General features: G+C 40.1%; 17 protein-coding genes and 3 pseudogenes. 4 read left to right on the top strand and 16 right to left on the bottom strand.

Features of this window, described 5'->3' with window-relative positions:
• Positions 1–52 precede the first annotated feature (52 nt).
• The 13 genes and pseudogenes from SMIDD28_RS07145 to SMIDD28_RS07205 form a co-directional block, all read right to left on the bottom strand.
• Complete coding sequence (locus SMIDD28_RS07145; RefSeq protein WP_004236774.1) at positions 53–313, bottom strand: hypothetical protein; 261 nt, start codon at positions 311–313, stop codon at positions 53–55.
• Positions 314–343: 30 nt separating this feature from the next.
• A pseudogene (locus SMIDD28_RS07150) lies at positions 344–808 on the bottom strand (hypothetical protein); the annotation flags it as partial.
• Positions 798–1,793, bottom strand: coding sequence for a hypothetical protein (locus tag SMIDD28_RS07155; RefSeq protein ID WP_061425427.1), 996 nt, complete (start codon positions 1,791–1,793; stop codon positions 798–800). The gene SMIDD28_RS07155 and the pseudogene SMIDD28_RS07150, both read right to left, overlap by 11 nt.
• Before the next feature lie 400 nt (positions 1,794–2,193).
• Positions 2,194–2,379, bottom strand: a pseudogene (locus SMIDD28_RS12505) (hypothetical protein); the annotation flags it as partial.
• A gap of 20 nt (positions 2,380–2,399) precedes the next feature.
• Positions 2,400–3,350, bottom strand: coding sequence for an N-acetylmuramoyl-L-alanine amidase (locus SMIDD28_RS07165; RefSeq protein ID WP_061425428.1), 951 nt, complete (start codon positions 3,348–3,350; stop codon positions 2,400–2,402).
• A gap of 375 nt (positions 3,351–3,725) precedes the next feature.
• Positions 3,726–5,096 carry an MATE family efflux transporter gene (locus SMIDD28_RS07170; RefSeq protein WP_061425429.1) on the bottom strand — a complete coding sequence of 457 codons (1,371 nt, stop codon included), beginning with the start codon at positions 5,094–5,096 and terminating at the stop codon, positions 3,726–3,728.
• A 219-nt stretch (positions 5,097–5,315) separates the two neighbouring features.
• The gene (gene recA / locus SMIDD28_RS07175; protein WP_061425430.1) at positions 5,316–6,482 is read right to left on the bottom strand and encodes a recombinase RecA; all 1,167 of its coding nucleotides are present in this window, start codon (positions 6,480–6,482) and stop codon (positions 5,316–5,318) included.
• Between the two features lie 54 nt (positions 6,483–6,536).
• The gene (locus SMIDD28_RS07180; protein WP_061425431.1) at positions 6,537–7,793 is read right to left on the bottom strand and encodes a competence/damage-inducible protein A; all 1,257 of its coding nucleotides are present in this window, start codon (positions 7,791–7,793) and stop codon (positions 6,537–6,539) included.
• 88 nt (positions 7,794–7,881) lie between these two features.
• Positions 7,882–8,933, bottom strand: a pseudogene (brpA, locus tag SMIDD28_RS07185) (biofilm formation/cell division transcriptional regulator BrpA).
• A gap of 7 nt (positions 8,934–8,940) precedes the next feature.
• Positions 8,941–9,459, bottom strand: a complete 519-nt coding sequence (locus SMIDD28_RS07190) for a GNAT family N-acetyltransferase (protein WP_061425432.1) — start codon at positions 9,457–9,459, stop codon at positions 8,941–8,943.
• A complete protein-coding gene (tsaE, locus tag SMIDD28_RS07195) occupies positions 9,449–9,892 on the bottom strand; it encodes a tRNA (adenosine(37)-N6)-threonylcarbamoyltransferase complex ATPase subunit type 1 TsaE (RefSeq protein WP_061425433.1) in 444 nt (147 codons plus the stop codon). The genes SMIDD28_RS07190 and tsaE overlap by 11 nt, the downstream gene beginning before the upstream one ends.
• Positions 9,893–9,976: 84 nt before the next feature.
• Positions 9,977–10,597, bottom strand: coding sequence for a hypothetical protein (locus tag SMIDD28_RS07200; protein ID WP_061425434.1), 621 nt, complete (start codon positions 10,595–10,597; stop codon positions 9,977–9,979).
• Between the two features lie 305 nt (positions 10,598–10,902).
• On the bottom strand, positions 10,903–11,766 hold the full coding sequence (locus SMIDD28_RS07205) for a helix-turn-helix domain-containing protein (protein ID WP_061425435.1): 864 nt from the start codon (positions 11,764–11,766) through the stop codon (positions 10,903–10,905).
• Positions 11,767–11,955: 189 nt separating this feature from the next.
• Between SMIDD28_RS07205 and SMIDD28_RS07210 the strand changes: the two genes are divergently transcribed.
• The 3 genes from SMIDD28_RS07210 (at position 11,956) to SMIDD28_RS07220 (ending at position 15,220) form a co-directional block, all read left to right on the top strand.
• Positions 11,956–12,126: a PhrA family quorum-sensing system peptide gene (locus SMIDD28_RS07210; protein WP_061425436.1), complete on the top strand. Its 171-nt coding sequence runs from the start codon at positions 11,956–11,958 to the stop codon at positions 12,124–12,126.
• 444 nt (positions 12,127–12,570) lie between these two features.
• The gene (locus SMIDD28_RS07215; RefSeq protein ID WP_061425437.1) at positions 12,571–14,586 is read left to right on the top strand and encodes a DUF1430 domain-containing protein; all 2,016 of its coding nucleotides are present in this window, start codon (positions 12,571–12,573) and stop codon (positions 14,584–14,586) included.
• A gap of 1 nt (position 14,587) precedes the next feature.
• Positions 14,588–15,220: an ABC transporter ATP-binding protein gene (locus SMIDD28_RS07220; protein ID WP_061425438.1), complete on the top strand. Its 633-nt coding sequence runs from the start codon at positions 14,588–14,590 to the stop codon at positions 15,218–15,220.
• A 446-nt stretch (positions 15,221–15,666) separates the two neighbouring features.
• Here SMIDD28_RS07220 and ndk read toward each other — a convergent pair whose 3' ends face one another.
• The 3 genes from ndk to rpoB form a co-directional block, all read right to left on the bottom strand.
• Complete coding sequence (gene ndk / locus SMIDD28_RS07225; protein ID WP_061425590.1) at positions 15,667–16,080, bottom strand: nucleoside-diphosphate kinase; 414 nt, start codon at positions 16,078–16,080, stop codon at positions 15,667–15,669.
• 307 nt (positions 16,081–16,387) lie between these two features.
• Positions 16,388–20,065, bottom strand: a complete 3,678-nt coding sequence (gene rpoC / locus SMIDD28_RS07235; RefSeq protein ID WP_000228746.1) for a DNA-directed RNA polymerase subunit beta' — start codon at positions 20,063–20,065, stop codon at positions 16,388–16,390.
• Positions 20,066–20,097: 32 nt separating this feature from the next.
• Positions 20,098–23,700 (bottom strand): DNA-directed RNA polymerase subunit beta, encoded by a 3,603-nt coding sequence (gene rpoB, locus SMIDD28_RS07240; protein WP_061425439.1) that lies wholly within the window; start codon positions 23,698–23,700, stop codon positions 20,098–20,100.
• Positions 23,701–24,209: 509 nt separating this feature from the next.
• On the opposite strand from rpoB, the gene SMIDD28_RS07245 reads away from it, so the two are divergent.
• Positions 24,210–25,694, top strand: a complete 1,485-nt coding sequence (locus SMIDD28_RS07245; protein WP_061425440.1) for an AcpB/EbpR/MafR family transcriptional regulator — start codon at positions 24,210–24,212, stop codon at positions 25,692–25,694.
• The last annotated feature ends 27 nt before the right edge of the window (positions 25,695–25,721 follow it).

Consider the following 25,721-nt stretch of genomic DNA (forward strand, 5'->3'; position numbering starts at 1 on the left):
CCTAGTTTCCAGAGATAGACAAATTCAATATAGCCATCTCACTACAATTATTTTAACCATCGAGAAAATTTTTCAGGATTTCAAAAATTTCATTTTGATCCAATGAAATATCATCATTTTGAGGAATAGTTGACTTCACAGGCTCTAATTCTATCACAAAACGGTGCATGTCTGCTTTTACCGCACTACTTGATGTTATAGCCGATAACTTTTCATCTCCTAGCAAGGAAGCTGTCAAACGGGTAATGTCATTCAAATGTTTTTTAATGGACTTACTCAAACCTTGAGCACCTGTAGCAGAGCGTTCCCTCATATCCAGCCAAGCTTTAGCCTTAAAAATAATTAGGCCACAATTACTCAATACCGAATACCCCTGAACGGTTCCTTTTTCATGCACCAATATATTATAATAATCCTCATCCAATAATAAGGCTGATAAACTAGCATCTTGGTCAAAATGTAAGGGAATTTCTCGGCCGTCCTTCTTTAATGGATATTGTGGTAAGATACTAAATAGTTCAATCATAGAAGGAAACTCAGGTTTAGTTGTTGTAAATCGAAAAAGCTGTGCTTTCTCATCTTTCTGACTTCCTTGATACTCTCCCAATTCTAAAAAATGATTCAAGGTATTATAAAATTCCTTATTTTTTAGTTCATCAATGATGACCATATCATAATCTTTTGTTGTGCGACTTTTAAATCCTTGCGAATCCAATACGATAGAGGTAGCAGTTCCCCCAATCAGAACATAATAGTCCTTAAAATCCGCAAACATTTCTTGAAAAATAGCTTTCGTATTAGCTGGCATCATCTTCTCCCAGATACTGTAATATCATATTTTCTAGTACTTCACTCTCTTCCTCTATACGTGGATCACCATCATCTTTTAAGGTCAAATAAAGAGAAATCGGATCTACAAATTGTTTATCATGATTATTTTTAAAATCATTCCAAAACTCAGATACAAAAGGACGATATTTCCATATCTCTAGCATCTTTCCTTTTAAAACATGCTGAGAAAGTGGCAAGGATAACTGATTGAATTTTCTCTGCCATATGACATAGCTAGTATTTTCATCCGTTTCAGCTAAAAAAGTTGAATGCGACAAAGCATAAGTACCACCATATAGAAGGTTAGAAACAGATTTTATCTGCTTTATATCGTCATCTGGCAATAAAATCCGTTTTTTGATGGGATTAAATAAACATGACACGGATTTTAAGAATAATTCTTTCTTTGACACCGTATATGTGTAAAGCTTATTTTGCTTGTTTAACCAATCTAAAGCTTTAAAAGTCCTCAAACACCTATAAATTGTTGAGTTTGGAAGTCCAGTGACTTGTGAAAGCAAATCAACATCTACTACTTTTTGATCTTTTGTCAATAAAAAGGCAATCCATGTTAATTGTTCGCTAGGTGTTAATTCCTTAGGGACTTCAGTATCATTCGCATTCAGTACTAGTCCCAATGGAGGGAAGAAGAGGTTTCCCTTGAAGTCGACAAAAGGAATTCTAGCTTGAAGTAATTGCTTTTTTTCACTGTCTGATAACTTTGAAAACACCAAAACAACAGCCATATTGGCTTTTTCACCCATAGTACGAGCCTGAGTAACAAATGAACTCAAACTGCCCTTTCTCTTTTCTTTAATCAATAAAAATGATTCCTTATGAAAAGTCATTTGAGTGTACTCAAACCTTTTTACAAAACTGATTGGTAAAGTCAAAGTCAGTTCCTCAATACTGACATCAACATAAAAGGATTGAAAAATCGACATTATCTTTTTGACATTCATGGCGTTCCCTTATTCTATCATTTTTATTACATTTTATCATTCTGTATGATAAAATACAAGCTTTTTGATAAAACAACTAAAAACTACTCGCTATCCCCTCTCACATCACCCTACATATCGTTTGATATGCGACTGATAGTTCAGGGAAACTTCAAGGACAACTTTTCTCTCATCCCCTATGTAGGTCATTTCTACTCTTATAGGCTCAATTTGACACTTTTCTTCTTCGAAGTGCTCATATGCCTACTGAATAGTGAGTTCGATTTATCCAAATTTATTTTTGTCTATTTTGATGAACACTTCCACGAAGATAGTCTGAAAAAGAATCCGCCCCAATTTTCCTTCTCTTTTTAAGCATATTATTCCAGATATGATTGCCCTCTTGTTCAGTAATAAATTGCGCTTTAAACGCTTCAACCAGTATATCTCCTGTCGTCATATGTTCTAAAGAAAATTCTTCTACATATGGTTCAACATCTCTTAGGTTATTACTTCCTAATATCCCATTATGCTTTTTCGCTAAGGAAATAGAAGCCGCTTCTCCCTTACCAATAACCTTGTTACTATCATGATTTCTTGTTAAATTTGCTACCCTTCACCAAAAAACTACTTCATCGTAATCAAACCGTCAGGTTCTATACTAAATTCTGGTCTGTCTGCTATCGTGCCATCTTCTTTGAGGTAATACCAGCCATCATTTGATTTGACAAAAGCATTAGAAACCATATCCCCATTTTGACTATCAAGATAGTACCAAGTCTCCTTATATTTGACCCAGCCTGTTTTCATAGCACCTTCTCCATCGAAATAGTACCACTTCTCAGCGATTTTCTTCCAGCCTGTCGCCATTTCGCCTGACTGGTCAAACCAATACCAATTTCCGTCTGTGTGCTTCTTCCAGCGGTCTGCAAGCATATAGCCTGAGCCGTCGAAGTAATACCAGGTACCATTGACTTTCTCAAACTTATCTTTTGGATAAGAACCGTCTGAGTGTACATACCAGGTGCCAGTATCGTTCTGTTGCCATCCTGCTTCAATCGTCAAGCCGTTTTCAATATCCTGCTTAAACTGCTCACGGCTAATACCCCATTTGGCAAGATAAGGATAGGGGTCAATGTGATCTGAGTTGTTGTCAGGTTGGTTATTGGTGCAATATTCGTGTGTCTTGATACCTGCCAAGTCGTCTGTATCAAGTGTTTTCGGTATACCAGCTTCAACCGCTAGATTGCGCAAGAGTTCGATATAGAGACGATAGTCAATCAGAAACTCTTCTTTTGATTCATGGCTTTCAATCAGTTCAACTTGTGCATAACCTTCTGCATTCCAACCGCCCCCAACGTCCCAGGCACCATTATCAACAGGTCCTACCTGCATAACACGACCATTACCGACTACGTGAGAAAAGAAGCCCAATTCAGGATCTTTTCTGTAATGGTAGTCAGCCTCATTTTGCACCGTTGAGTTACGGTTGCCTGTGGAATGGGCATGGACTTGCCTATATGGTTGCACGCCGACTTGAGGCAAATCTGTTCTTAATTTACTCACATCAATTTCCATATTCTACTCCTTATCAATTAAAATAACTTATTTTTTACAATCCAGAGCTAGAAACTCCTTTATTTATACCTTACAAAGAAGACAATCCTAGTCACGATTAGGCTTGTAGATAGAACTTCAAAACGCACTATTTTGACACTGTAAATAGGACTGATGAGGTCTGCATTCTATCTACAACAACCCCCAAAACTAAAAAGCTTTTCAAAAGTATATTTTTACAGTCTCTATATGTCCTTTTCATAAATACTATACTTTATTATATCATATAAAAGAAGTCAAAAGTATGTTAAACTATTTTCAAGACCAAACTAAAGATGACAGCACAAGTTTTTTCGATTTTCACTAGAGGAAATAGATTTTATTTAGCAAATACAGCTAGGAGAGCGCTTTGGTTGCCAAGATGGCCTTACCTTCTTTTATCAAGGGGTGACGAAACAGTGAGAAATACAGTTGGATAGTCATGGCAACCCAGATAAGAGGTTCACAAAGGATAACACCCTTATATCCTGCCCAAGGAATAATCAAGACCACAAAAGCGATTTTCCCGATTAGTTCGATAAAGCTAGAAACCAGCGGAAGGACTTTTTGCCCCAAACCCTGCAAACAATTGCGATAAATCAACAAGAGACTCAAAATAGGATAAAAGGCTGAGCTGATTTGCAGATAGAGACTGCCATTTTCTACCAGGTATCCATCAGTCGAACTGGCCAAGAAAGAAACCAGGGCTGGACTGGCAAAAAAGAGGAAGATACAAACAAAAACTGCCCAGGATATACTTAAACGACTACCGATTCGAAGACCTTGAACAATGCGGTCTGGTCGCTTAGCCCCAAGATTCTGAGAGGCAAAGGTCGTCATTGATGCAGAAATAGCGGTCATGGGAAGAAGGGCGAAGGCCATAATGCGTCGAGCTGCCGTCTGGGCACTAATAATCACTACACCAAAGGTATTAACAGAAGACTGTAAAATCACACTACCGATAGATACAATTGAACTCATCAAGCCCATAGCCAAACCTTGCTCCAAGAGATCGGCGTATAAGGCCTTGTCCCATTTAAAATGTTTCAGCTGAGGTAGAAGTTCTGGAACACTCTTGCGAATATAGTAAAAACAGAGAACCGCTGATAAACCTTGCGAAATGATGGTAGCAAGTCCTGCGGACTGAACTCCCAGTTGCAGTTGCGTAATAAAATAGAGATCCAGAACCACATTAACCAAGGCAGAAAAAATCAGAAATCCCAGAGCTGCCAGACTGTCACCAATAGATCGCAACAAACCTGCAAAGAGATTATAGGCAAAACTAACACCGACACAGGTCACAATCATAGAAATATATTGATAGGACTGAGGGAGGATTTCAGCAGGGGTATCTAGGTATTGCAAGAGTGGATACAAACCAAGAAAGCCCAGCAGCATCACTACAATACTCAACAGAGCTCCTAAAATCCAGGTGGCGGCTACTGCTTCCTTTATTTTAGTGAAATTTCGAGCCCCATAATAGCGGGCAATGACAATTCCCATGCCATTGCCAACACCAAGAGTAAAACCTACAATCAAGTCAAAAATCGCTGTTGTCGCCCCTACTGCAGCCAAGGAGTCTTGTCCAAGAAAACGGCCAACAATCAAGACATCAGCAGTATTATAGAGCTGTTGAAAAATATTTGATAGCAAGATTGGGAAGGCGAAGCTTAAGAGCGAGGGAAGAATCGGACCATGTAGCAGGTCCACTGTTCGTTTTTTATTCATAAGGCTATTATATCAGCTTTCTAGAGGAGCGACAAGAAACAGCAAACTATAGGCAATCTGAAATCTTGAACAAAGAATCGAAAAAGCAGTGGATTTCTCCACTACTTTAACAGCTTATACTCAATGAAAATCAAAGAGCAAACTAGGAAGCTAGCAGCAGGCTGTACTTGAGTACGGCAAGGTGAAGCTGACGTGGTTTGAAGAGATTTTCGAAGAGTATTATTCTTCAATTTCGATTTCAAGTTCATCACCTAGGTCAAGGGTGACTTCTTCATTCACAGAATCTGCTTGAACTGCTTCATCTTTTTTAGTTTTAACACCTTCTACAGAAGCTTCTTCTCCATCAATCAAGCCAAATTTAGAACGGACTTGCTTATCAATTTCATCAAAGATTTCTGGGTGCTCTGCCAAGTATTTCTTAGCATTCTCAGAACCTTGCCCAATTTTTTCATCTTTGTAAGAATACCAAGCCCCTGCTTTTTTGATAATATCCAAGTCGCTTGCAATCTTCAAGAGTTCACCAGTCTTAGAAATTCCTTCCCCGTACATAATTTCAACTACGGCTTCCTTAAACGGTGGAGCTACCTTATTTTTTACAACCTTAATCTTAGTTTCTTTACCGACATTGGTTTCTTTTTGGTCACCAGTTCCCTTAATTTGTGTATTACCACGAACATCTAAGCGGACTGAAGCATAGAATTTCAAAGCACGTCCGCCAGGTGTTGTTTCTGGATTTCCAAACATGACCCCAACTTTTTCACGCAATTGGTTGATAAAGATGGCAATTGTTTTGGTTTTATTGATAGAAGCACCAAGTTTACGCATGGCCTGGCTCATCATACGAGCCTGCAAACCAACGTGGCTATCTCCGATATCTCCATCAATTTCCGCACGAGGTACAAGGGCTGCAACTGAGTCGACTACGACAAGATCAACTGCACCTGAATCAATCAATTTTCCTGCAATTTCAAGACCTTGCTCTCCTGAGTCTGGTTGCGACAAGAGCAATTCGTCAATGTTGACACCAAGGGCCGCAGCATAAGCTGGATCAAGAGCATGCTCCGCATCGATAAAGGCTGCAATCCCACCTTCTTTTTGCGCTTGCGCAACTGCATGAAGAGCAACCGTTGTCTTACCAGATGACTCTGGTCCATAGATTTCGATGATACGTCCCTTAGGATAACCACCTGAACCAAGGGCGATGTCAAGAGCCAAAGAACCTGAGCTCATCACTTGCACCTTTTGCTCGGCACGTTCACCCAAACGCATGATGGATCCTTTACCAAAGTCCTTCTCAATCAGTTTAAGAGCGTCATTCAAGGCTTTTTCACGTTCAGCCCCGAATTTTTTTGAAATTTCTTCTAATTTTTTTGGTTTTTTCGCCATTCTATTCTCCTACATTCTAATAGTCCTCAGACCTATCTACTATTATATCAAAAGTTAGTCACTTAATAAAGCCTTGCGAACTAGGTTAAAAGCATGCATAACCGCAATATGTCGTACATCTGCTCGACTTCTGCCTCCAATATTCACCTTGATAACCTCAGTTCCTTGCTCTTGAGCCAAGCCTATAAAGACTGTCCCAGCTGGGTGCCCTTCTAGGCTATCTGGTCCTGCTACTCCAGTCAAACTAATTCCAAAATCAGATTGGGTCTTGCTTCGTGCCTGCTCAGCCATCTTCTGAGCTGTAAATTCAGACACCACACCATGTTCTTCCAAATCCTTGACAGGAATATCCAACATCTTTGATTTTTCCTCCAAGCTATAGGTTACAAAACCCCCCTTAAATATACTTGAAGCACCCGAAAAATCCGCTACCCTAGCTTGGAAAAGACCAGCCGTCAAACTCTCTGCAGCCGTGATGGTTTTCCCTTGTTTTTTCAGTTCCTCTACCACAATGCTGGCTAAACTAGTCTCTTCCCCATAACCATAACAAAGGTCTCGTAAAGAAAGTCCTTCAAAGGTCTGGCGATTCAAGATTTGATGTTCCAAAATATCCAGCGCTTGATTCGCCTCTTCTTGACTGCTAGCCTTTGTTGACAGACGCAAGGTTACCTCTCCTGTCTTGGCATAAGGTGCCAAGGTCGGATCGATCTGATTATCAATTAAATCAGCCAAAATCGTCACCAGCTGGCTCTCGCCAATTCCAAAGAAACGAAGAACTCGGGAATACAGCTTGCTCCCCGTCATCAACTTAGGTAGAAGTTGGTTTAAAACCATAGGCTTTAATTCACTTGGTGGACCTGGAAGGACAACGTAGGTCACTCCATCGACTTCTAACATGCCTCCCACAGCCAGTCCTGTTTCGTTTGGGAGTGGAATCGCCCCTTCTACAATTTGAGCTTGTCTTTCATTATTCGGTGTTCGTGCATAGTCTGGTCTCTGGGCAAAAAAGACATCCAACTTTTCCTGAGCCTGAGGATCGAAGACTAATTCTTTCCCTAAAAATTTAGCTAGAGTTTGTTTGGTCAAATCGTCCTCAGTTGGCCCCAAACCGCCTGTCAAAATCACCAGACTGCTACGTTGACTGGCAATCTCAAGTAAAGACAAGAGACGAGCTTCATTGTCTCCTACAGCCGTCTGAAAATAAACATCTACCCCAATCTCTGCTAGTTTTTCCGATAAAAACTGTGCATTGGTGTTGACAATCTGTCCTGTCAAAATCTCTGTTCCAACAGCAATGATTTCTGCTTTCATGTTTCCTCCTACCTATCTATTCGTATTTTTTTGAAAAAATCGCAGGAATTTTCCTACGATTGATTTTTTATTTTTACCAACAAATGAACTATTCTACTTCATTTGTTACAAAGACACCTTGTTCTTGATTATCTCCATCACCAACAGGCACCCGTCCAAACAAATCTTCAAATAAGACAACATTGGTTTCGACCTGGGTAACTTCTTCTTGTCCCAAAGAACGTCGGAGTAGATTTTGCATTTCCAACATATGGGCTCTCGAAACAACCTGGTAAGAAACACCTTGAAGCATCTCTCCTTCACCCTGCAACTGCTGAGTTTCAATGGTTTTAAATGAATCTTTATAGCCTAGCAAGTTAGGGATACTTTTTGCAGACAAATCAATATTGGTCTGCATATTGTCACTCAAAGCTTTTAGAATCTCTTGATAATGACCAACGCTATTTAAACTGAGAGCTTTTTCCATGACTTTTTGAATAACTTCACGTTGACGTTTTTGACGACCATAATCCCCCTCAGGATCTTGGTAACGCATTCGTGCATAGACTAGGGCTTCTTCTCCCCCAATATGTTGCTCCCCAACACCGATAGAAATGGTATTAAATTCTTCTTGGTCACTGATAGAAATTGGGAAACCTAGGGTATTATTGACTGTAATACCACCTACTGCATCCACTAGTTTTTGCAACCCTTTCATATTGACCATCACATAGCGATCAATATGGATATTCATCATTTTTTGAATGGTTTCTATAGCAAGCTCTGCTCCACCATCTGCATATGCTGAATTCAGTTTCGCTTCATGAGCCTGACCATTCCCTGATTCAATGCGGGTCAGAATATCCCGCTCTAAACTCATCATCGTTGTTTTTTTGTTTTAGGATTCACTGTCATCAAGATCATGCTATCACTTCTACCGACCCAAGTTTCAGTTCGTTCAGCATTTCCAGTATCAACCCCCATTAACAGAATGGTCAAAGGTTCAGTCGCTTCAATAACCTTGGTTTCTTCGCCGATTTTTTTATAGGTTTTAGCTAAGGTTTCTGTCCCTTGTTGATAAATAGTATAAGCAAAAATACCTGCTCCTACTACAGTTACAGAAAGTAAAGCTAGCACCATTCCAATAATTTTTTTAACCATATTTCTACTAATCGATCAGTTTACCCATCAAGTAAACATCGATAAATTTCCCTTCTTCTATATATGCCCCACGCTCTTGGCGACCTTCAATGACAAAGCCATGCTTTTGATAAAGATGAACTGCAGCCTGATTACGAGTTTGGACAGTCAGTTGGAGACGACGCAGAATGCCACTTGCTTGTGCCCACTCTATCGCTTCTTCTAGCAACAAACTTCCCAAGCCATTATTCCAATATCTTTTTCCAATCACAATAAAGAGATCTCCAATATGACGAACTCTCTTACGCTGGTCAGCTGTGATATTTACAATACCAGCAATTTTATCATTTAAGAATGCAAGTAAGGTTATCTGATTGTCCGAACTAGCTTGCTTGTTGAGGAATACTTCCATCTCCTCACTGGTCAAGAGAATACCATCTCCGTCTAAGCTGGTAAAGTCTGTCTCCAAACTCACACGATTTAAAAAGGCCACTAATTCAGCTGCATCTTTAGGCTCTGCTTCTCTAATGAGCAATTCATACTCCATGTTGAAGCTCCTCCAAGAGTTTTTCTGCACGCAAACCCTTTGCCTGAAAATTTAAACGGCGACCGTCTTCTTCTTTTAGAATTTCCAACTCTAAATAAGTATCTGGCAAGGCATCTCCTAAGAGATTTCCCCACTCAATAACAGTCACTCCGCCACCAAAGAGAAACTCATCCAAATCGATAGAATCCGCATCTCCTTCAATACGATAAACATCTAAATGGAAAAGCGGAAGACACCCTTCATACTCTCTTACGATAGTATAGGTGGGACTTTTAATCATTTGAGAAATCTGTAAACCTTTAGCAAGTCCTTTAGTAAAAGTCGTTTTACCTGCACCCAGTTCTCCAGTTAAGATTAAAACATCATTCTTTTCTAATAGATGACCCAAACGCTCCCCTAAGGCTTGCAACTCTTCTTCATTTTTTGTGTACATACTCTTATTATACCAAAAACTTTTCTTTTGTGTCTATTTTCCTGCTAAACTTACCATCATAACATCCATAAAAACAGGCTTTCTCTAAAAGAAAATGAGCGTAGCAATGACCAATACAAGATCTCGGAAAATATGACCATAAAAGGAAACTTCCTTTTTAACAGAATTCGGGACAAGATAGGCTGCAAAAAACAAACCCAGTCCAATATAAATCAGAAGTGAGACAATGGTCATTGGATTTCTTAAGAAGAGAAGTGTTGCTAAAATAGTCAACAACACTGTCTTTTTTCTGTCTAGCATAGCAAGAAAATCGCGCATGTATTTTTTCAAGGGTAAAAAAATCAGCAAATCTAGTCCAAATAGGAAAAAGAAGGATGGCAATAAAAAGTCAACTAATTCTTGCTGCAACGTATTTTTGATGAACAAGTTATCTGACAAGACAAGGACAGCTCCTAACAAATTAATTAAGAGTAACATACTGTAAAAAAGCTTCACCGACTTCTTACTGGCTAGGACACTATGAACTTCTTGCTTACGGGTATAAAGATAATTTACTCCAGCACAGATTCCTGAAACGAAGACCATACTTCCGATGAAAAAAGCTGTACTTTGTTTAAAGGACAAGATGCATTCCTTCCATAGGAAACAGCTACTCAAACTGATTTGAATTAAAGCTAACAAAAATAAGATTCTCATTGATTTCATCTTTTCTCTCCCTTCCTACCAATCATTATACTAGGAGAAAAGAGAGAACTGTTTCTAATCTTCTCAAATGTCTTTTTAAGACGCTAAACAAACATGAGAGACTACTACTCAATGAAAATCAAAGAGCAAACTAGGAAGCTAGCCACAGATTGCTCAAAACACTGTTTTGAGGTTGCAGATAGAGCTGACGTGGTTTGAAGAGATTTTCGAAGAATATAAACTTGAAATAAGGCTGATAGTATTCATTTCACTATCAGCCTTACAGGTTATTTAACGTTTCAGAAAAACTATAATGTCAAGATTAACTAAACAGTATCTAATTCCTTCAAATAATTTTCTATCTTCATCAACATTAAAGGATTGTTATAAATCTTACATAACTCTTTTGCCTCTATATAATAATTTTTGACTTGTTCTTTGTCTAGAAATTTGGCTCCAGCATTTCCTACAAGAATAAGTAGAGGAGCCAGTTGGTAGCTTGTCTGTCTTTGTTTACAGAGTTCAATCGTCTCAAGAGCTTCTTGGATAGCTTCATTATATTTTTCCTTTGATACTAGGTAGTGAGCGTAGTTGTAACGAACTCTGATGTAGCCAAATAAAAACTCTTGATGCTCAAAATTTTTTGTCTGATATAACTCCATTAAATGAGAGTAGTTTGCCTCATATTCTTGTTCACGACCCACTAAGGAATAGAAATTAGATAGAGTATTCAATACCTTTAAATAAATCAGAGTATTTGAGGAGACTTTTAATAATATATTTTCCAATGAAGAAATAGCCTCACACTTACTGTCATATTGATAGAAGTCAATAATAGCTTTAATCCACTCAAGGTAAGTTCGGTCTTCTAGTGTTAGAAAAGTACTTCGTTCAATCTCTATTCTATAAATATATTCCAAATTGTCATAATTTCTGTCATCTAATAGGAGAGCAGATAATTGCTTGAAATTAGAGAGGTTAGATTTAATTTCAATTTGTTCATTAAAAAAATAATCTAATGGTACTTCGAGTCGTTGTGAGAGTTTGAACAAAAGGTCTGCGGAGGGAATGAAATGCCCTCTCTCAATTTTACTAATCTGGCTTTGTTCACAAATTCCTTCTGCAAGAGTTTGTTGGGAGAGACCTAACTCTTTTCTTTTCAATCTGAATTTCTCTGCGAGTGTATTCATTAAAGATAATAAACCTTCCTATTTGCTTAATTTCATTATAAAATTTTTAGTTCAAAATAGCAAGTTAAAGAAATAAAAAATTCTTTATGGCAATAAATAAAAAAAAAGTCAAAAATTACATAAAAATGCTTGGCTAAATAAAATATATCTGTTAAAATAAGGATAATAAAAAAGAAAAGGATTTCACGAATGAAGAAAAATCGTGGAATTCAAAAATTAGCTATATTAGCATTACTAGATGTTTTTACGTTTAGTAACACAATTCCTTACCAACATTTTATTCAGAAGAATAAACGATTGGAGATTCGAGTCCAATCACAAAAGAAGTCCAATGGTCTTGATGTTGGGAAGACTGATTGATTTCGTATTACTTTAAAATTCAACTATTTAGAGAAAGGTATTCTGATGAGAGCTTGTAACAATACCAGATAGATATAAGAATGGAGATGTTTGATAAAATGCTTTCATAGCTAACCAACTGTTGAAAATTATGAGTTACAAAGTCTAAAGTATTTAAGATTGGTTTATAAAATTAGGTCTCTGTCTGTAGAAAGGAACATGCAGTTAGAAAGGAGGGAAAAATAGGATACTATAATTCAGACTGAGATTTCTAATTAAAATATGTAGTTGCATTTCGCTCATTTTCATAATATTTCATTCATAGGAGGAATAATATGTTAAAAATTTGATGCGGGATAGTAAAGAATAATTGAAGAAGATTCTTTTATCAATAGTTTAGTAAGCTTGTTATTTTATAGAGAGCAGGGGTATTTCTGCTCTCTGTTTTAGAATAAGGAATGCACTATGAAAAAATTATTTATACTCATATCCAACCTGCTTGCTAGTTTGTTCTTTGTTTGGGTATTTACCATTTGGACTGATACATATGTCTCCTATTATTACCCCAACGTTGTTGTACGTGATTCTTCCCCTGAAACAACTTTTCAGCATGTTGCTACACGCTTGGAAAAACTAGCAGAAGAAACGGATAGCTTTATTGCGATTCAACACCAAGATCCTAACTCAGAAGGTACTCCAGTGTTTTCTTATACGACCTTTGGGGACGGAAAGTTGCCTGATGGGCTACAGGAAAAAAATCTAGAAGATGCTCAAAGTAGTAGTGTTGAAACAAACTATTTTGTATTCGATGGAAACCTAGATATTCACTTGCTAAGGGAGGAGCTAAGTCAACTTGGCTTGACTAACATGCACCTGACAATTCCATCTAAACTATCTACGTTAATGGCTATCTTTAGTAACGGATTTCAGTTAATCAGTTTATTGATTTTCATCTTAACCTTTGGAGCACTGACTTTAATTAGTCAAATTAGCCAATTACGGTCGTCGGGCATTCGCCTCATTTCAGGAGAGAAACGGTGGTCCATTTTCCTTAGACCAGTTGGTGAGGATTTGAAAGGGATAGCTGTTGGTTTCAGTTTAGCTGGCGTGCTCGCCATTCTTATGCAAAAAATTCTGTCGCTTCCAACGCAATCCCTAATGACCATAGGAGAAGGCTTGCTCAGTTATAATCTCATCTTGTTGTTGATCTCCCTGTTTTTCGCTCAACTCTTCGCAGTTGGGATAAAAAAGATACACCTGATGCAGATTATAAAAGGGCAAGTGCCTGTCAGAGGAATCATTAGTTTGATTTTAATCGGTCAACTATTAGCGATTATTATTGTAACGCTGGGAATAGGGAGTAGCTTAAAGTATTCCCAAGCCTGGCAACAGCATCGGATTGGACAAGAGGCTTGGAGCCAGGAAAGGCAACTGATTACCCTATCAATCAGCCGTGAAGGAACGAGTCCTGGTTTTGATGAACAAGCTCAAAGGAAACTCAGAACTTGGTATCAATTGATGGATCTGGCTGTTTCAGAACAAAAGGCTTTCTTATCTAGACACCAGTTAATTGACCGTACTTTGCAAAATGGCATGGCTTCCTCCAAAAACTTTATAACCTCTACAGAATGGCACGATTACAACCCGAATGGCAATGTCCTTATCGTCACACCGCAATACTTGGAGCGTCAAAACATTCCTGTAGATACAACTATTAAGCAAAAGATGAATCACCTTGATGTAGGGGAGTTTGTCTTATTGCTACCTGAACACCTCCGTTCAGAGGAAGAACATTATAAATCTGTTTTTGAAGACGACTTAACCAGTCGCATGTCTAGTCAAGATGAACGACAGCAAATGACTGCTACGGTAGGTTATTTGGAATCAGGTCAGGATCGATTTGTGTATAATACGACCCCTATTTCTTACCAGCAGTTTTTGAAAGATCCAATCATCATTGTTATAACACCCCAATCAACTGGTCCACAGTCCATTGTGTTTTGGGTAGACGCAGTACAGAACTACGTTCTCTTTAATCAATTGTCTGATGCCCAGGAGCTTATCCAGAGACAAGGCATTGAAAATTGGGTCTCAGAAATGCAAACAGGTTACCACAACTACATCACATTATTGGATAATATCCAGAGGGAACATTGGGTAATGCTAGCAGGAGCTGTGCTTGGGATTGCAACTTCAATCTTGTTGTTTAACACTATGAATAGGCTCTACTTTGAAGAATTTAGACGTGCCATTTTTATCAAACGCATTGCAGGTCTCAGGTTCTTAGAAATCCATCGCACTTATCTCTTTGCTCAACTGGGTGTGTTTTTACTGGGATTTGTTGCGAGTGTATTTCTTATGGTAGAGATAGTAGTTGCTTTCTTAGTCTCGTTACTCTTTACTGGTCTATCTCTTTTACAGTTACATGTCCAAATGCAGAAAGAAAACAAGATGTCCATGCTTGTTTTGAAGGGAGGTTAATATGATTGAACTTAAACAGGTGAGTAAATCTTTTGGAGAACGAGAGTTATTTTCGAATCTTTCAATGACATTTGAGGCTGGAAAAGTCTATGCCTTAATTGGTTCAAGTGGTAGCGGAAAAACAACCTTGATGAACATGATTGGGAAATTAGAATCTTATGATGGGACGATTTTTTACCGAGGTAAAGACTTGGCCAATTATAAATCGAGTGATTTTTTCCGTCACGAATTGGGCTACCTCTTCCAGAACTTTGGCTTAATTGAAAACCAAAGTATTGAAGAAAACCTTAAGCTAGGTCTCATTGGTCAAAAGTTGAGTCGGGCGGAACGGCGGTTGAGGCAGAAGCAGGCTTTAGAACAGGTCGGCCTGGATTATCTTGACCTAGATAAGCGCATCTTTGAGTTATCGGGCGGAGAATCGCAACGGGTTGCCTTGGCAAAAATTATCTTAAAGAATCCACCCTTTATTCTGGCAGATGAGCCAACAGCTTCAATAGACCCAGCAACCTCTCAGTTGATTATGGAGATTTTGCTATCTCTTCGAGATGATAATAGGCTAATCATTATCGCAACACATAATCCGGCAATTTGGGAGATGGCTGATGAAGTGTTCACGATGGATCGTCTGAAATAAAAATACTTGTTTTTAATTGCACTATGAGTTACTGAAATATTATCATGAATCAATAATTGGAGTTAATTTAGAATTGTACTTTATCAATATTGAGGTAACTTTTTCTTGATAAAGGAAGAAAAAGTATAGAAATATAGTCAATTGAAACAAGAACAGGACAAAAGAGCCTTTGTGCCATATTTTTCTCCTTTCGCTTTACAATTGGCTTAAACACCTTTATTGTATCGCGTTTGGAGTTTTTTGGGTATAACCTTCGACGCGCACCCGCATAGCGGGTGTTTTTTTGTCTCGCACCTAACGGAGCGAGACGAACTAATAGTCACTTAATCAAAAAACGCACCATATCAAAGACTAAAAAGTTTGATATCATGCGTCATGTCTTAAACTAATTGACTATACTTTCTATTTAACTGAGCTTTTAACCAATTGATTGATCCAATCCACTCTTAAAACCAAAGAGCAATTTCTCGCTTAGCTGACTCTTCTGAATCTGATCCATGTACAACATTTTGGATAGCTTGGTTTTCTCCAGCAGCTTTTGCAAAATCACCTCGAATAGTTCCTGGTGAAGCTTCTTCTGGACGAGTTGCCCCCATCATGGTCCGCCAAGTTTCGATTACTTTGGGACCAGAAATGATACCTACAAGAACCGGTCCCGAAGTCATAAATTCACGAATCGGTGGGTAAAAACTCTGACCAACCAAGTCCTGATAGTGCTGGTCAATCAACTCTTCTGAAACCTGTGAACGCAACTCCAATTTTTCGATTGTAAATCCACGTTGTTCGATGCGTTTTAACACTTCACCTACTAGTCCTCTTTTTACACCATCTGGTTTAATGATAAAAAATGTTTGTTCCATCCCTGTCTCCTTTGTCAGCTTCTTTCTTTTATACTCTTCGAAAATCTCTTCAAACCACGTCAACGTCGCCTTGCCGTAGGTATGGTTACTGACTTCGTCAGTTCTATCCACAACCTCAAAACAGTGTTTTGAGCTGACTTCGTCAGTTCTATCTACAACCTCAAAGCAGTGCTTTGAGCAACCTGCGGCTAGTTCCCTAGTTTGCTCTTTGATTTTCATTGAGTATTATTTTACCATATTTCATGGAAAAATGGAGAAAGTTTTCAGAAAAGAGAATGAGAGAACCCGAAGGCTCTCTCATTCTCTTTTATTCTACTGTTTCTTCCACAGTTTCAACGGCAGTATCCACAACTACTTCTGTTGTTTCTTCATTTCCTTCTTCCTCTACTGGAGGATTAAGGTATTCTTCTTCGTTGATAGCATGTGGTTCAAGGTTACGGTAGCGAGCCATACCAGTACCTGCTGGGATGATCTTACCGATGATAACATTTTCTTTAAGTCCAAGGAGATGGTCTTTCTTACCACGGATGGCTGCATCTGTAAGGACACGAGTTGTTTCCTGGAAGGAAGCCGCTGACAAGAAACTATTTGTTTCAAGTGAGGCTTTGGTAATTCCCATAAGAACTGGGCGACCAGTCGCTGGGACTCCACCTGCGATAAGGACATCTTTGTTAGCATCTGTAAAGTCATTGATATCCATGAGGGTACCCATGAGAAGATCTGTGTCACCTGGATCCATGACACGGACTTTACGGATCATTTGACGAACCATTACCTCGATATGTTTGTCACCGATTTCTACCCCTTGGCTACGGTAAACTTTTTGTACTTCACCGAGGAGGTAAGTTTCAACTGACAAGACATCACGAACTGCAAGGAGGCGTTTTGGTTGGATAGAACCTTCTGTAAGAGCAGCACCACGCGCTACTTGGTCCCCAACTTCTACACGCATACGAGCTGTAAATGGAACGACATATTCACCTTCGCCAGTTTCACCCTTAACAAAGACTTTCTTAGTACGAGTTGATGCATCTTCTTCGATAGCGGTAACTTGTCCTTTCACCTCTGTGATAACCGCTTCCCCTTTAGGATTGCGAGCTTCAAAGATTTCTTGGACACGAGGAAGACCCTGAGTGATATCGGTATTTGAGGCAACCCCACCCGTGTGGAAGGTACGCATTGTAAGCTGTGTACCAGGTTCCCCGATAGATTGGGCAGCGATTGTACCAACTGCTTCACCAACTTCAACCGCATCACCAGTCGCCAAGTTGATACCATAACAGTGACGGCAGACACCATGACGAGTGTTACATGTAAATACAGAGCGGATAGTCACTTCTTCCACACCAGCATTGACAATTTCACGCGCCTTGTCTTCTGTAATCAACTCATTTGGACCGATAATCACTGCACCAGTTTCTGGATGTTTAACGGTTTTCTTAGTGTAACGACCATTGAGACGCTCTTCGAGAGACTCGATCATCTCTTTTCCTTCTGCGATGGAACGGATCAAGAGACCACGGTCAGTTCCACAGTCGTCCTCACGGATGATAACGTCTTGGGCAACGTCAACCAAACGACGAGTCAAGTAACCTGAGTCGGCTGTCTTAAGGGCCGTATCGGTCATACCTTTACGCGCACCGTGAGTTGAGAAGAACATTTCGAGTACTGACAAACCTTCACGGAAGTTTGAAAGGATTGGCAATTCCATGATACGTCCGTTCGGAGCCGCCATCAAACCACGCATACCTGCAAGCTGTGAGAAGTTTGAGATGTTACCACGGGCTCCAGAGTCCATCATCATAACGATTGGGTTCTTAGGATCTTGGTTGGCAATCAAACGTTTCTCTAGTTTTTCACGGGCAGCACGCCATTCAGCTGTAACGGCATTGTAACGCTCGTCGTCTGTGATCATACCACGACGGAATTGTTTTGTGATTTGTTCTACACGTTTGTGTGATTCTTCAATGATTTCAGCCTTGTCATCAACGACTGGGATATCGGCAATACCCACTGTCAATCCTGCAAGAGTTGAGTGGTGGTAACCGAGGTTCTTCATACGGTCAAGTAGGGCAGAAGTTTCTGTCGTACGGAAACGTTTGAAGATTTCAGCGATGATATTTCCAAGGTTTTTCTTCTTGAATGGAGGGTTGAGTTCAAGATTGCTGATAGCTTCCTTGATATCTCCACCAAGTGGCAAGAAATATTTAGCTGGAACGCCTTCTGTCAAGTTGGCATTGTTTGGTTCTTGCAAGTATGGTAGACCCTCTGGCATGATGTCGTTGAAGAGGATTTTACCAACTGTTGTAAGCAAGACCTTGTGTTTTTGCTCTTCTGTCCAAGGCTTGTTGAGGCTGTCTGTTGCAATACCAACACGTGAGTGGAGGTGAACATAACCATTACGGTAAGCCATGACAGCTTCATCACGGTCTTTGAAGACCATTCCTTCACCTTCACGACCAGCTTCTTCCATGGTCAAGTAGTAGTTACCCAAAACCATATCCTGAGATGGAGTAACAACTGGTTTACCATCTTTCGGGTTCAAGATGTGCTCAGCAGCTAGCATGAGGATACGAGCTTCTGCTTGAGCTTCTTCTGAAAGCGGTACGTGGATGGCCATTTGGTCCCCGTCAAAGTCAGCATTGTAGGCTTCACAGACAAGTGGGTGCAAGCGAAGGGCCTTACCATCAATCAAGACTGGCTCGAAGGCTTGGATACCCAAACGGTGAAGGGTCGGTGCGCGGTTCAAAAGCACTGGGTGTTCTTTAATCACTTCTTCAAGAATATCCCAGATACGCTCATCTCCGCGTTCTACCAAGCGTTTAGCCGCTTTAACGTTTTGCACGATATCACGAGCGACGATTTCACGCATCACGAATGGTTTAAAGAGCTCGATTGCCATTTCACGTGGCACACCACATTGGTACATCTTAAGAGTTGGACCAACGGCGATAACGGAACGTCCTGAGAAGTCAACACGTTTACCGAGCAAGTTTTGACGGAAGCGTCCTTGTTTCCCTTTGAGCATGTGGCTCAATGATTTCAGTGGACGGCTACCTGGTCCTGTGATTGGACGACCACGACGACCATTGTCAATCAAAGCGTCAACCGCTTCTTGAAGCATACGCTTCTCATTTTGAACGATGATACCTGGTGCATTCAACTCAAGCAAACGAGCCAAACGGTTGTTACGGTTGATAACACGGCGGTAAAGGTCATTCAAGTCAGATGAGGCAAATCGGCCACCATCCAACTGCAACATTGGACGAAGATCTGGTGGAATAACTGGAAGGATGTTGAGAATCATCCATTCAGGTTTGTTTCCAGACTTGTAAAAGGCATCCAAAACATCCAAACGACGAATTGCTTTGACACGTTTTTGTCCAGTAGCTGTTTTCAACTCTTCTTTGAGTTCAGCAATTTCTTTTTCAAGATCTACTTGTTTTAAAAGGTCTTGGATAGCTTCGGCACCCATCTTGGCAACGAATGATCCATAACCATACTCACGCAAGCGCTCACGGTATTCGCGCTCTGTCATGATAGACTTGTGCTCAAGCGGTGTATCCTTGGGATCAATCACCACATAAGCCGCAAAGTAGATAACTTCCTCGAGGGCACGAGGGCTCATATCGAGGGTCAAGCCCATACGGCTTGGAATCCCCTTGAAGTACCAGATGTGAGATACAGGAGCTTTCAATTCGATGTGCCCCATACGCTCACGACGAACTTTCGTACGCGTTACTTCAACCCCACAACGGTCACAAACAATCCCTCTGTAACGAATGCGTTTGTACTTACCACAAGCACATTCCCAGTCTTTTGTAGGACCAAAGATAACTTCATCAAAGAGTCCTTCACGTTCTGGTTTCAAGGTACGGTAATTGATTGTTTCAGGTTTTTTGACTTCTCCATAAGACCATGAACGGACTTTGCTTGGAGAAGCTAGTGTGATTTGCATACTTTTAAAACGATTTACGTCAACCACTATTTCTTCCCTTTCTATTCTAAGTGAGCTGCTTATTCTTGTTCAGCAGCTTCTTCTGTTGTTTCCGCTTTTGCATTTTCTTCTGCATCAAAGGCTGCTTTAGCCTCCTGAGCTGCTCTTTCGCGGGCTTTTTCAAGGTCATCTACGTGGATGACATCTTCGTCCATTCCTTCATCAAGGTCACGAAGTTCCACTTCTTGATCATCTTCGTCAAGGACACGCATGTCAAGACCAAGAGATTGTAATTCTTTTACAAGAACTCGGAATGATTCTGGAACACCTGGTTTTGGAATTGGTTTTCCTTTAGTAATAGCTTCATAAGCTTTCAAACGTCCGTTGATATCGTCAGACTTGTAAGTCAAGATTTCTTGGAGGACATTTGAAGCACCATAGGCTTCAAGCGCCCAAACTTCCATCTCACCGAAACGTTGTCCACCAAACTGAGCTTTACCTCCGAGTGGTTGTTGTGTAACGGTTGAGTAAGGTCCAACTGAACGAGCGTGCAATTTATCGTCAACCATGTGGTGGAGTTTAATCATGTACATGACACCGACTGACACACGGTTATCAAATGGTTCCCCAGTACGTCCATCGTAAAGGATTGTCTTAGCATCACTATCCATACCTGCTTCTTTGACAGTGTCCCAAAGGTCTTCAGAACTTGCTCCGTCAAAGACTGGTGTTGCGATGTGGATACCAAGAGTACGAGCTGCCATACCTAGGTGAAGTTCCATAACTTGTCCGATATTCATACGTGATGGCACCCCAAGAGGGTTCAACATGATATCAACTGGAGTTCCATCTGGAAGATAAGGCATGTCTTCTACAGGAACGATACGAGAAACAACCCCTTTGTTTCCGTGACGTCCGGCCATCTTATCTCCGACCTTAATCTTACGTTTTTGTGCGATGTAGACGCGGACTAGCATGTTAACGCCAGATTGCAATTCATCACCATTTGCACGTGTAAAGATTTTAACATCACGTACGACACCATCGGCACCGTGTGGTACACGAAGAGAAGTGTCACGAACTTCACGAGATTTGTCTCCGAAGATAGCGTGCAAGAGACGTTCTTCAGCAGAAAGGTCCTTTTCACCCTTAGGTGTTACTTTACCTACAAGGATGTCCCCTTCTTTAACTTCAGCACCGATACGGATAATACCCATTTCGTCAAGATCTTTAAGGGCATCTTCACCAACGTTTGGAATTTCACGAGTGATTTCTTCAGGCCCAAGCTTTGTATCGCGTGTTTCTGATTCGTATTCTTCAAGGTGAACAGAAGTATAAACATCATCTTTCACCAAGCGTTCGCTCATGATAACGGCATCCTCGAAGTTGTAACCTTCCCATGTCATGTAGGCAACGATTGGGTTTTGTCCAAGCGCCATTTCACCTTTTTCCATTGAAGGTCCGTCTGCGATAAAGTCACCTTTTTCGACGACATCACCAACTTTAACAAGAGTACGTTGGTTGTAAGCAGTACCTGAGTTTGAACGGCGGAATTTTTGAACGTGGTATACATCAAGAGAACCATCTTCGCGGCGAACTTCTACCTTATCTGCATCTGCATAGGTAACTTTACCATCGTATTGAGCGATAACAGCTGCTCCAGAGTCATGGGCTACTTGATATTCCATACCAGTACCAACAAATGGCGCTTTCGGGTCAATCAGTGGCACAGCCTGACGTTGCATGTTAGCTCCCATGAGGGCACGGTTGGAGTCATCGTTTTCCAAGAAAGGAATACATGCTGTCGCAACGGCAACTACCTGTTTAGGAGAAACGTCCATGTAGTCAACGCTTGATGCTGGATATTCTTGGTTAACCCCTTGGTGACGTCCCATGACAACTTTTTCAGCAAAAGTTCCATCTGCGTTCAATTTAGAGTTAGCCTGAGCTACTGTGTATTCATCTTCTTCATCGGCAGTCAACCAAACAATTTCGTTGGTTACTTTACCAGTTGCACGGTCAACCTTACGATATGGTGTTTGAATAAAACCATACTTGTTAAGGTGTCCGTATGAAGACAAGTTATTGATCAAACCGATGTTAGGTCCTTCAGGTGTTTCAATTGGACACATACGACCGTAGTGCGTGTAGTGCACGTCACGAACTTCATATCCGGCACGGTCACGTGTCAAACCACCAGGTCCCAAGGCTGAGAAACGACGTTTGTTTGACAACTCAGAAAGCGGGTTGTGTTGGTCCATGAACTGTGACAATTGTGATGAACCAAAGAATTCTTTCACCGCAGCTGTTACAGGACGGATATTGATGATTTGTTGTGGTGTCAAGACTTCGTTGTCCTGAACAGACATACGTTCACGGACATTACGTTCCATACGAGAAAGCCCAAGGCGTACTTGGTTAGCAAGCAACTCACCAACTGCACGAATACGACGGTTTCCAAGGTGGTCGATATCATCTACACGGCCAAGTCCTTCAGCCAAGTTGAGGAAGTAGCTCATCTCAGCAAGAATATCTGCAGGAGTGACGATACGAACCTTGTCATCTGGATTAGCATTACCGATGATCGTTACGACACGGTCTGGATCAGTTGGTGCAACAACCTTGAATTTTTGAAGAACAACTGGCTCAGTCACAACCGCTGCATCATTTGGAATGTAGACAATCTTGTTCAAGTCGCCATCCAAATGGCTTTCAATGCTTTCAATCACACTACGAGTCATGATTGTACCAGCTTCTACCAAGATTTCGCCTGTTTCAGGATCTACCAATGGCTCTGCAATGGTTTGGTTGAGCAAACGTGTTTTAACATTGAGTTTTTTATTGATCTTATAACGACCAACTGATGCCAAGTCATAGCGACGTGGATCAAAGAAACGAGCCACAAGCAAGCTACGTGAGCTTTCAGCAGTCTTAGGCTCACCTGGACGAAGGCGTTCGTAAATTTCTTTCAAGGCTTCGTCTGTACGAGAGTCCATTGGATTCTTGTGAATATCTTTTTCAACAGTGTTGCGAACCAATTCGCTGTCACCAAAGATATCAAAGATTTCATCATCACCTGAGAAACCAAGGGCACGAACCAAGGTCGTAAATGGAATCTTACGAGTACGGTCGATACGAGTATAGGCGATATCTTTTGAGTCGCTTTCAAGTTCCAACCAAGCTCCACGGTTAGGGATAACAGTTGAACCGTAGCCTACTTTACCGTTTTTATCAACTTTATCGTTAAAGTAAACACCTGGTGAGCGGACCAACTGAGATACAATGATACGTTCACCACCATTGATGATGAAGGTACCCATTTCTGTCATGATTGGGAAATCACCAAAGAAAACTTCTTGGGTCTTGATTTCGCCTGTTTCTTTATTGATCAAGCGGAAGGTTACAAAAATTGGTGCTGAGTAGCTAGCATCGTGGATACGAGCTTCTTCTAGCGTGTATTTTGGTTCCTTGATTTCATATCCAACAAATTCCAACTCCATTGTGTCTGTGAAGTTTGAAATTGGCAATACATCTTCAAACACTTCCTTCAGACCATGGTCTAGGAAAGCTTTGAATGAGTCAGTTTGAATTTCAATCAAATTTGGTAAGTCAAGAACTTCTTTGATTCTTGAAAAACTACGACGGGTACGATGTTTCCCGTATTGAACGTCATGTCCTGCCAAGATGATTCTCCTTTGTAAATAAGTTCCAAGCCTTGTCAATCAGGCTTTTCTAATCGTCATATGGTTGTAAAACCCTTATCACCGTGTCCTCTTGACGAATTTTCAGAATCTTTAAGTCTTTGTTACAAATGCTCGAAATCCTGAAAAAAAGCACAAAAAGAGCAGCTAAATCTGACTTTTTCAGAAGATTTAACTGCTGTGAGCCTTGTCTGGACAATATTTCAGACAAAACCTACGACAAATGATTACTCATATTATACCCTATTTAGCTAGATTTTTCAAGGGGATTGACGATTTTTTGACGAAATCTTTTCCTATAAAAAATTGAGTTTCACTTTTAAAAATGTGATGAGTTCCATTTGCTCTTTGTGAATGTCATTTTTCCTATACCTATTTTATAAAAAAATATAACAAATCTCTATTTTTGCTATTTTATCATAGGTTGTTTTTCTTGACTTTACTTGGTTTTTATTTTAATATATATGTATAAATATATAAGGAGGTTCATTATGAATATTTTGCTTTCTAAAACAGAACAAAATCTGCTAGTGTTACTGGAAGAATTAACCAAACACCATGATTGGATAGAGCTCCCAGTCTTGGCTGAAAAGCTAAATTTTTCAACAGAAGAATTGCAAGAACACCTTTTTAAGCTTGAGCAATTATTTCCAAACCTCCTTATTCGCTCAAGAAAAAAAGGCATCCAATTACAGTTTGACCTCCAAAATAGCTTGGATCCTCAGATTGCAATCTTTGAACAATCTGCAACCTACTCTTTTTTGAACTGTCTGTTTTTCAAAGAGGGGCAATCACTTGACCAAATGTGCCAGACGCTTTCGACTAATCCAGAGCAGATTGAGGAAATCATCCATTGTCTCAACACTAAACTTCCACAACACTATGGCGTCAGTATCCAACCTTCCCCTTTGGTCTTGGGAGGAGCAGAAGAAGACATCCGCACCTTTTATCTAGACTACTTTAGCCAAAGTTACAGTTTTCTTGATTGGCCCTTCCCTTCTATTTCTGAAGAGGCACTCACTCACCTGATTCAGCTATTTTTAAAGGCCCAACAAGTTTCACCCAACCTCAGTAGCTTACGGCAAATCAAATATACCCTGGCTATCAATCTAGAGCGGTTAAATAGGGGACGTTTCATCGAAAATCCTACTCCTCTTTTAACCAGTCACTACAGCTCCCTTATGCAGATTCCCCAGTTTGAACAAGATATCAAAAAGCTGGCTAAAAAGCTTCATTTCGAACCGAAAAAGGAAACACTGGAACAGCTATTTTCAAACCCAATCAAATCTCCTCAAAGCACAAACAATCCTAACAATGGAGCACTGGGTGATATCCATCACATTCAAAAATCCTACCGTTTATTGAGTCAAATTCTAGAAGAGCTGGCTAAAGAATTTCACCTACAGATTGAAAATCGCGAGGAATTGATTTGGCTCCTCCACTACACTGCCCAATCTGATTTCTTCCATTTACTCAGTAACCAGTCTCTCGACAGACAGAAATCCCAGATTTTAAGCAGTTATCAAGTAGAATTTCCAAAACTATTTGAAGTAAGTCAATACAAATTCCAATCTTATCTGATTGAGATGGGACTGGAAAATCACCAAATTAAGCTACAAGAACTTGTCTATACCTTTTCGATTCAAGGGCATCGAATTTTAGTCCAATTACTTCAAAAACTTCCCAAAATACGTGTTTTAGTCATTAGTCATCTGGATAGCCATCACGCACAAAATCTAATTGACACCCTAACTCACTACGGCAATAATCTCTATCTCTTTGATTCTTGGGAAGAAGCTACTATTTCATTCTCAATTTTCAATCAAATTTCTCACGATATTGTGATCACTACCTTCCCTGTTTCCAACTGTCCGAAACCAATTATTTGTAGTCGGAATCTTTCTACTGCAGAACTATTTCACCACTTCCACCTTTTGGGTTCACAAATTCATAAAGAAAGACTGACTGAATCGTAACAAAACCTGTTGCGATTTTTCTTTTAG

The organism is Streptococcus mitis (genome assembly GCF_001579045.1).
Taxonomy (GTDB): domain Bacteria; phylum Bacillota; class Bacilli; order Lactobacillales; family Streptococcaceae; genus Streptococcus; species Streptococcus mitis_D.

What these genes read in the sequence shown, in the direction of transcription:
- SMIDD28_RS07145 (WP_004236774.1), bottom strand. Translation starts at nt 313, where the DNA reads ATGAGGGAACGCTCTGCTACAGGTGCTCAAGGTTTGAGTAAGTCCATT.
- SMIDD28_RS07155 (WP_061425427.1), bottom strand. Translation starts at nt 1,793, where the DNA reads ATGAATGTCAAAAAGATAATGTCGATTTTTCAATCCTTTTATGTTGAT.
- SMIDD28_RS07165 (WP_061425428.1), bottom strand. Translation starts at nt 3,350, where the DNA reads ATGGAAATTGATGTGAGTAAATTAAGAACAGATTTGCCTCAAGTCGGC.
- SMIDD28_RS07170 (WP_061425429.1), bottom strand. Translation starts at nt 5,096, where the DNA reads ATGAATAAAAAACGAACAGTGGACCTGCTACATGGTCCGATTCTTCCC.
- recA (WP_061425430.1), bottom strand. Translation starts at nt 6,482, where the DNA reads ATGGCGAAAAAACCAAAAAAATTAGAAGAAATTTCAAAAAAATTCGGG.
- SMIDD28_RS07180 (WP_061425431.1), bottom strand. Translation starts at nt 7,793, where the DNA reads ATGAAAGCAGAAATCATTGCTGTTGGAACAGAGATTTTGACAGGACAG.
- SMIDD28_RS07190 (WP_061425432.1), bottom strand. Translation starts at nt 9,459, where the DNA reads ATGGAGTATGAATTGCTCATTAGAGAAGCAGAGCCTAAAGATGCAGCT.
- tsaE (WP_061425433.1), bottom strand. Translation starts at nt 9,892, where the DNA reads ATGTACACAAAAAATGAAGAAGAGTTGCAAGCCTTAGGGGAGCGTTTG.
- SMIDD28_RS07200 (WP_061425434.1), bottom strand. Translation starts at nt 10,597, where the DNA reads ATGAAATCAATGAGAATCTTATTTTTGTTAGCTTTAATTCAAATCAGT.
- SMIDD28_RS07205 (WP_061425435.1), bottom strand. Translation starts at nt 11,766, where the DNA reads ATGAATACACTCGCAGAGAAATTCAGATTGAAAAGAAAAGAGTTAGGT.
- SMIDD28_RS07210 (WP_061425436.1), top strand. Translation starts at nt 11,956, where the DNA reads ATGAAGAAAAATCGTGGAATTCAAAAATTAGCTATATTAGCATTACTA.
- SMIDD28_RS07215 (WP_061425437.1), top strand. Translation starts at nt 12,571, where the DNA reads ATGAAAAAATTATTTATACTCATATCCAACCTGCTTGCTAGTTTGTTC.
- SMIDD28_RS07220 (WP_061425438.1), top strand. Translation starts at nt 14,588, where the DNA reads ATGATTGAACTTAAACAGGTGAGTAAATCTTTTGGAGAACGAGAGTTA.
- ndk (WP_061425590.1), bottom strand. Translation starts at nt 16,080, where the DNA reads ATGGAACAAACATTTTTTATCATTAAACCAGATGGTGTAAAAAGAGGA.
- SMIDD28_RS07245 (WP_061425440.1), top strand. Translation starts at nt 24,210, where the DNA reads ATGAATATTTTGCTTTCTAAAACAGAACAAAATCTGCTAGTGTTACTG.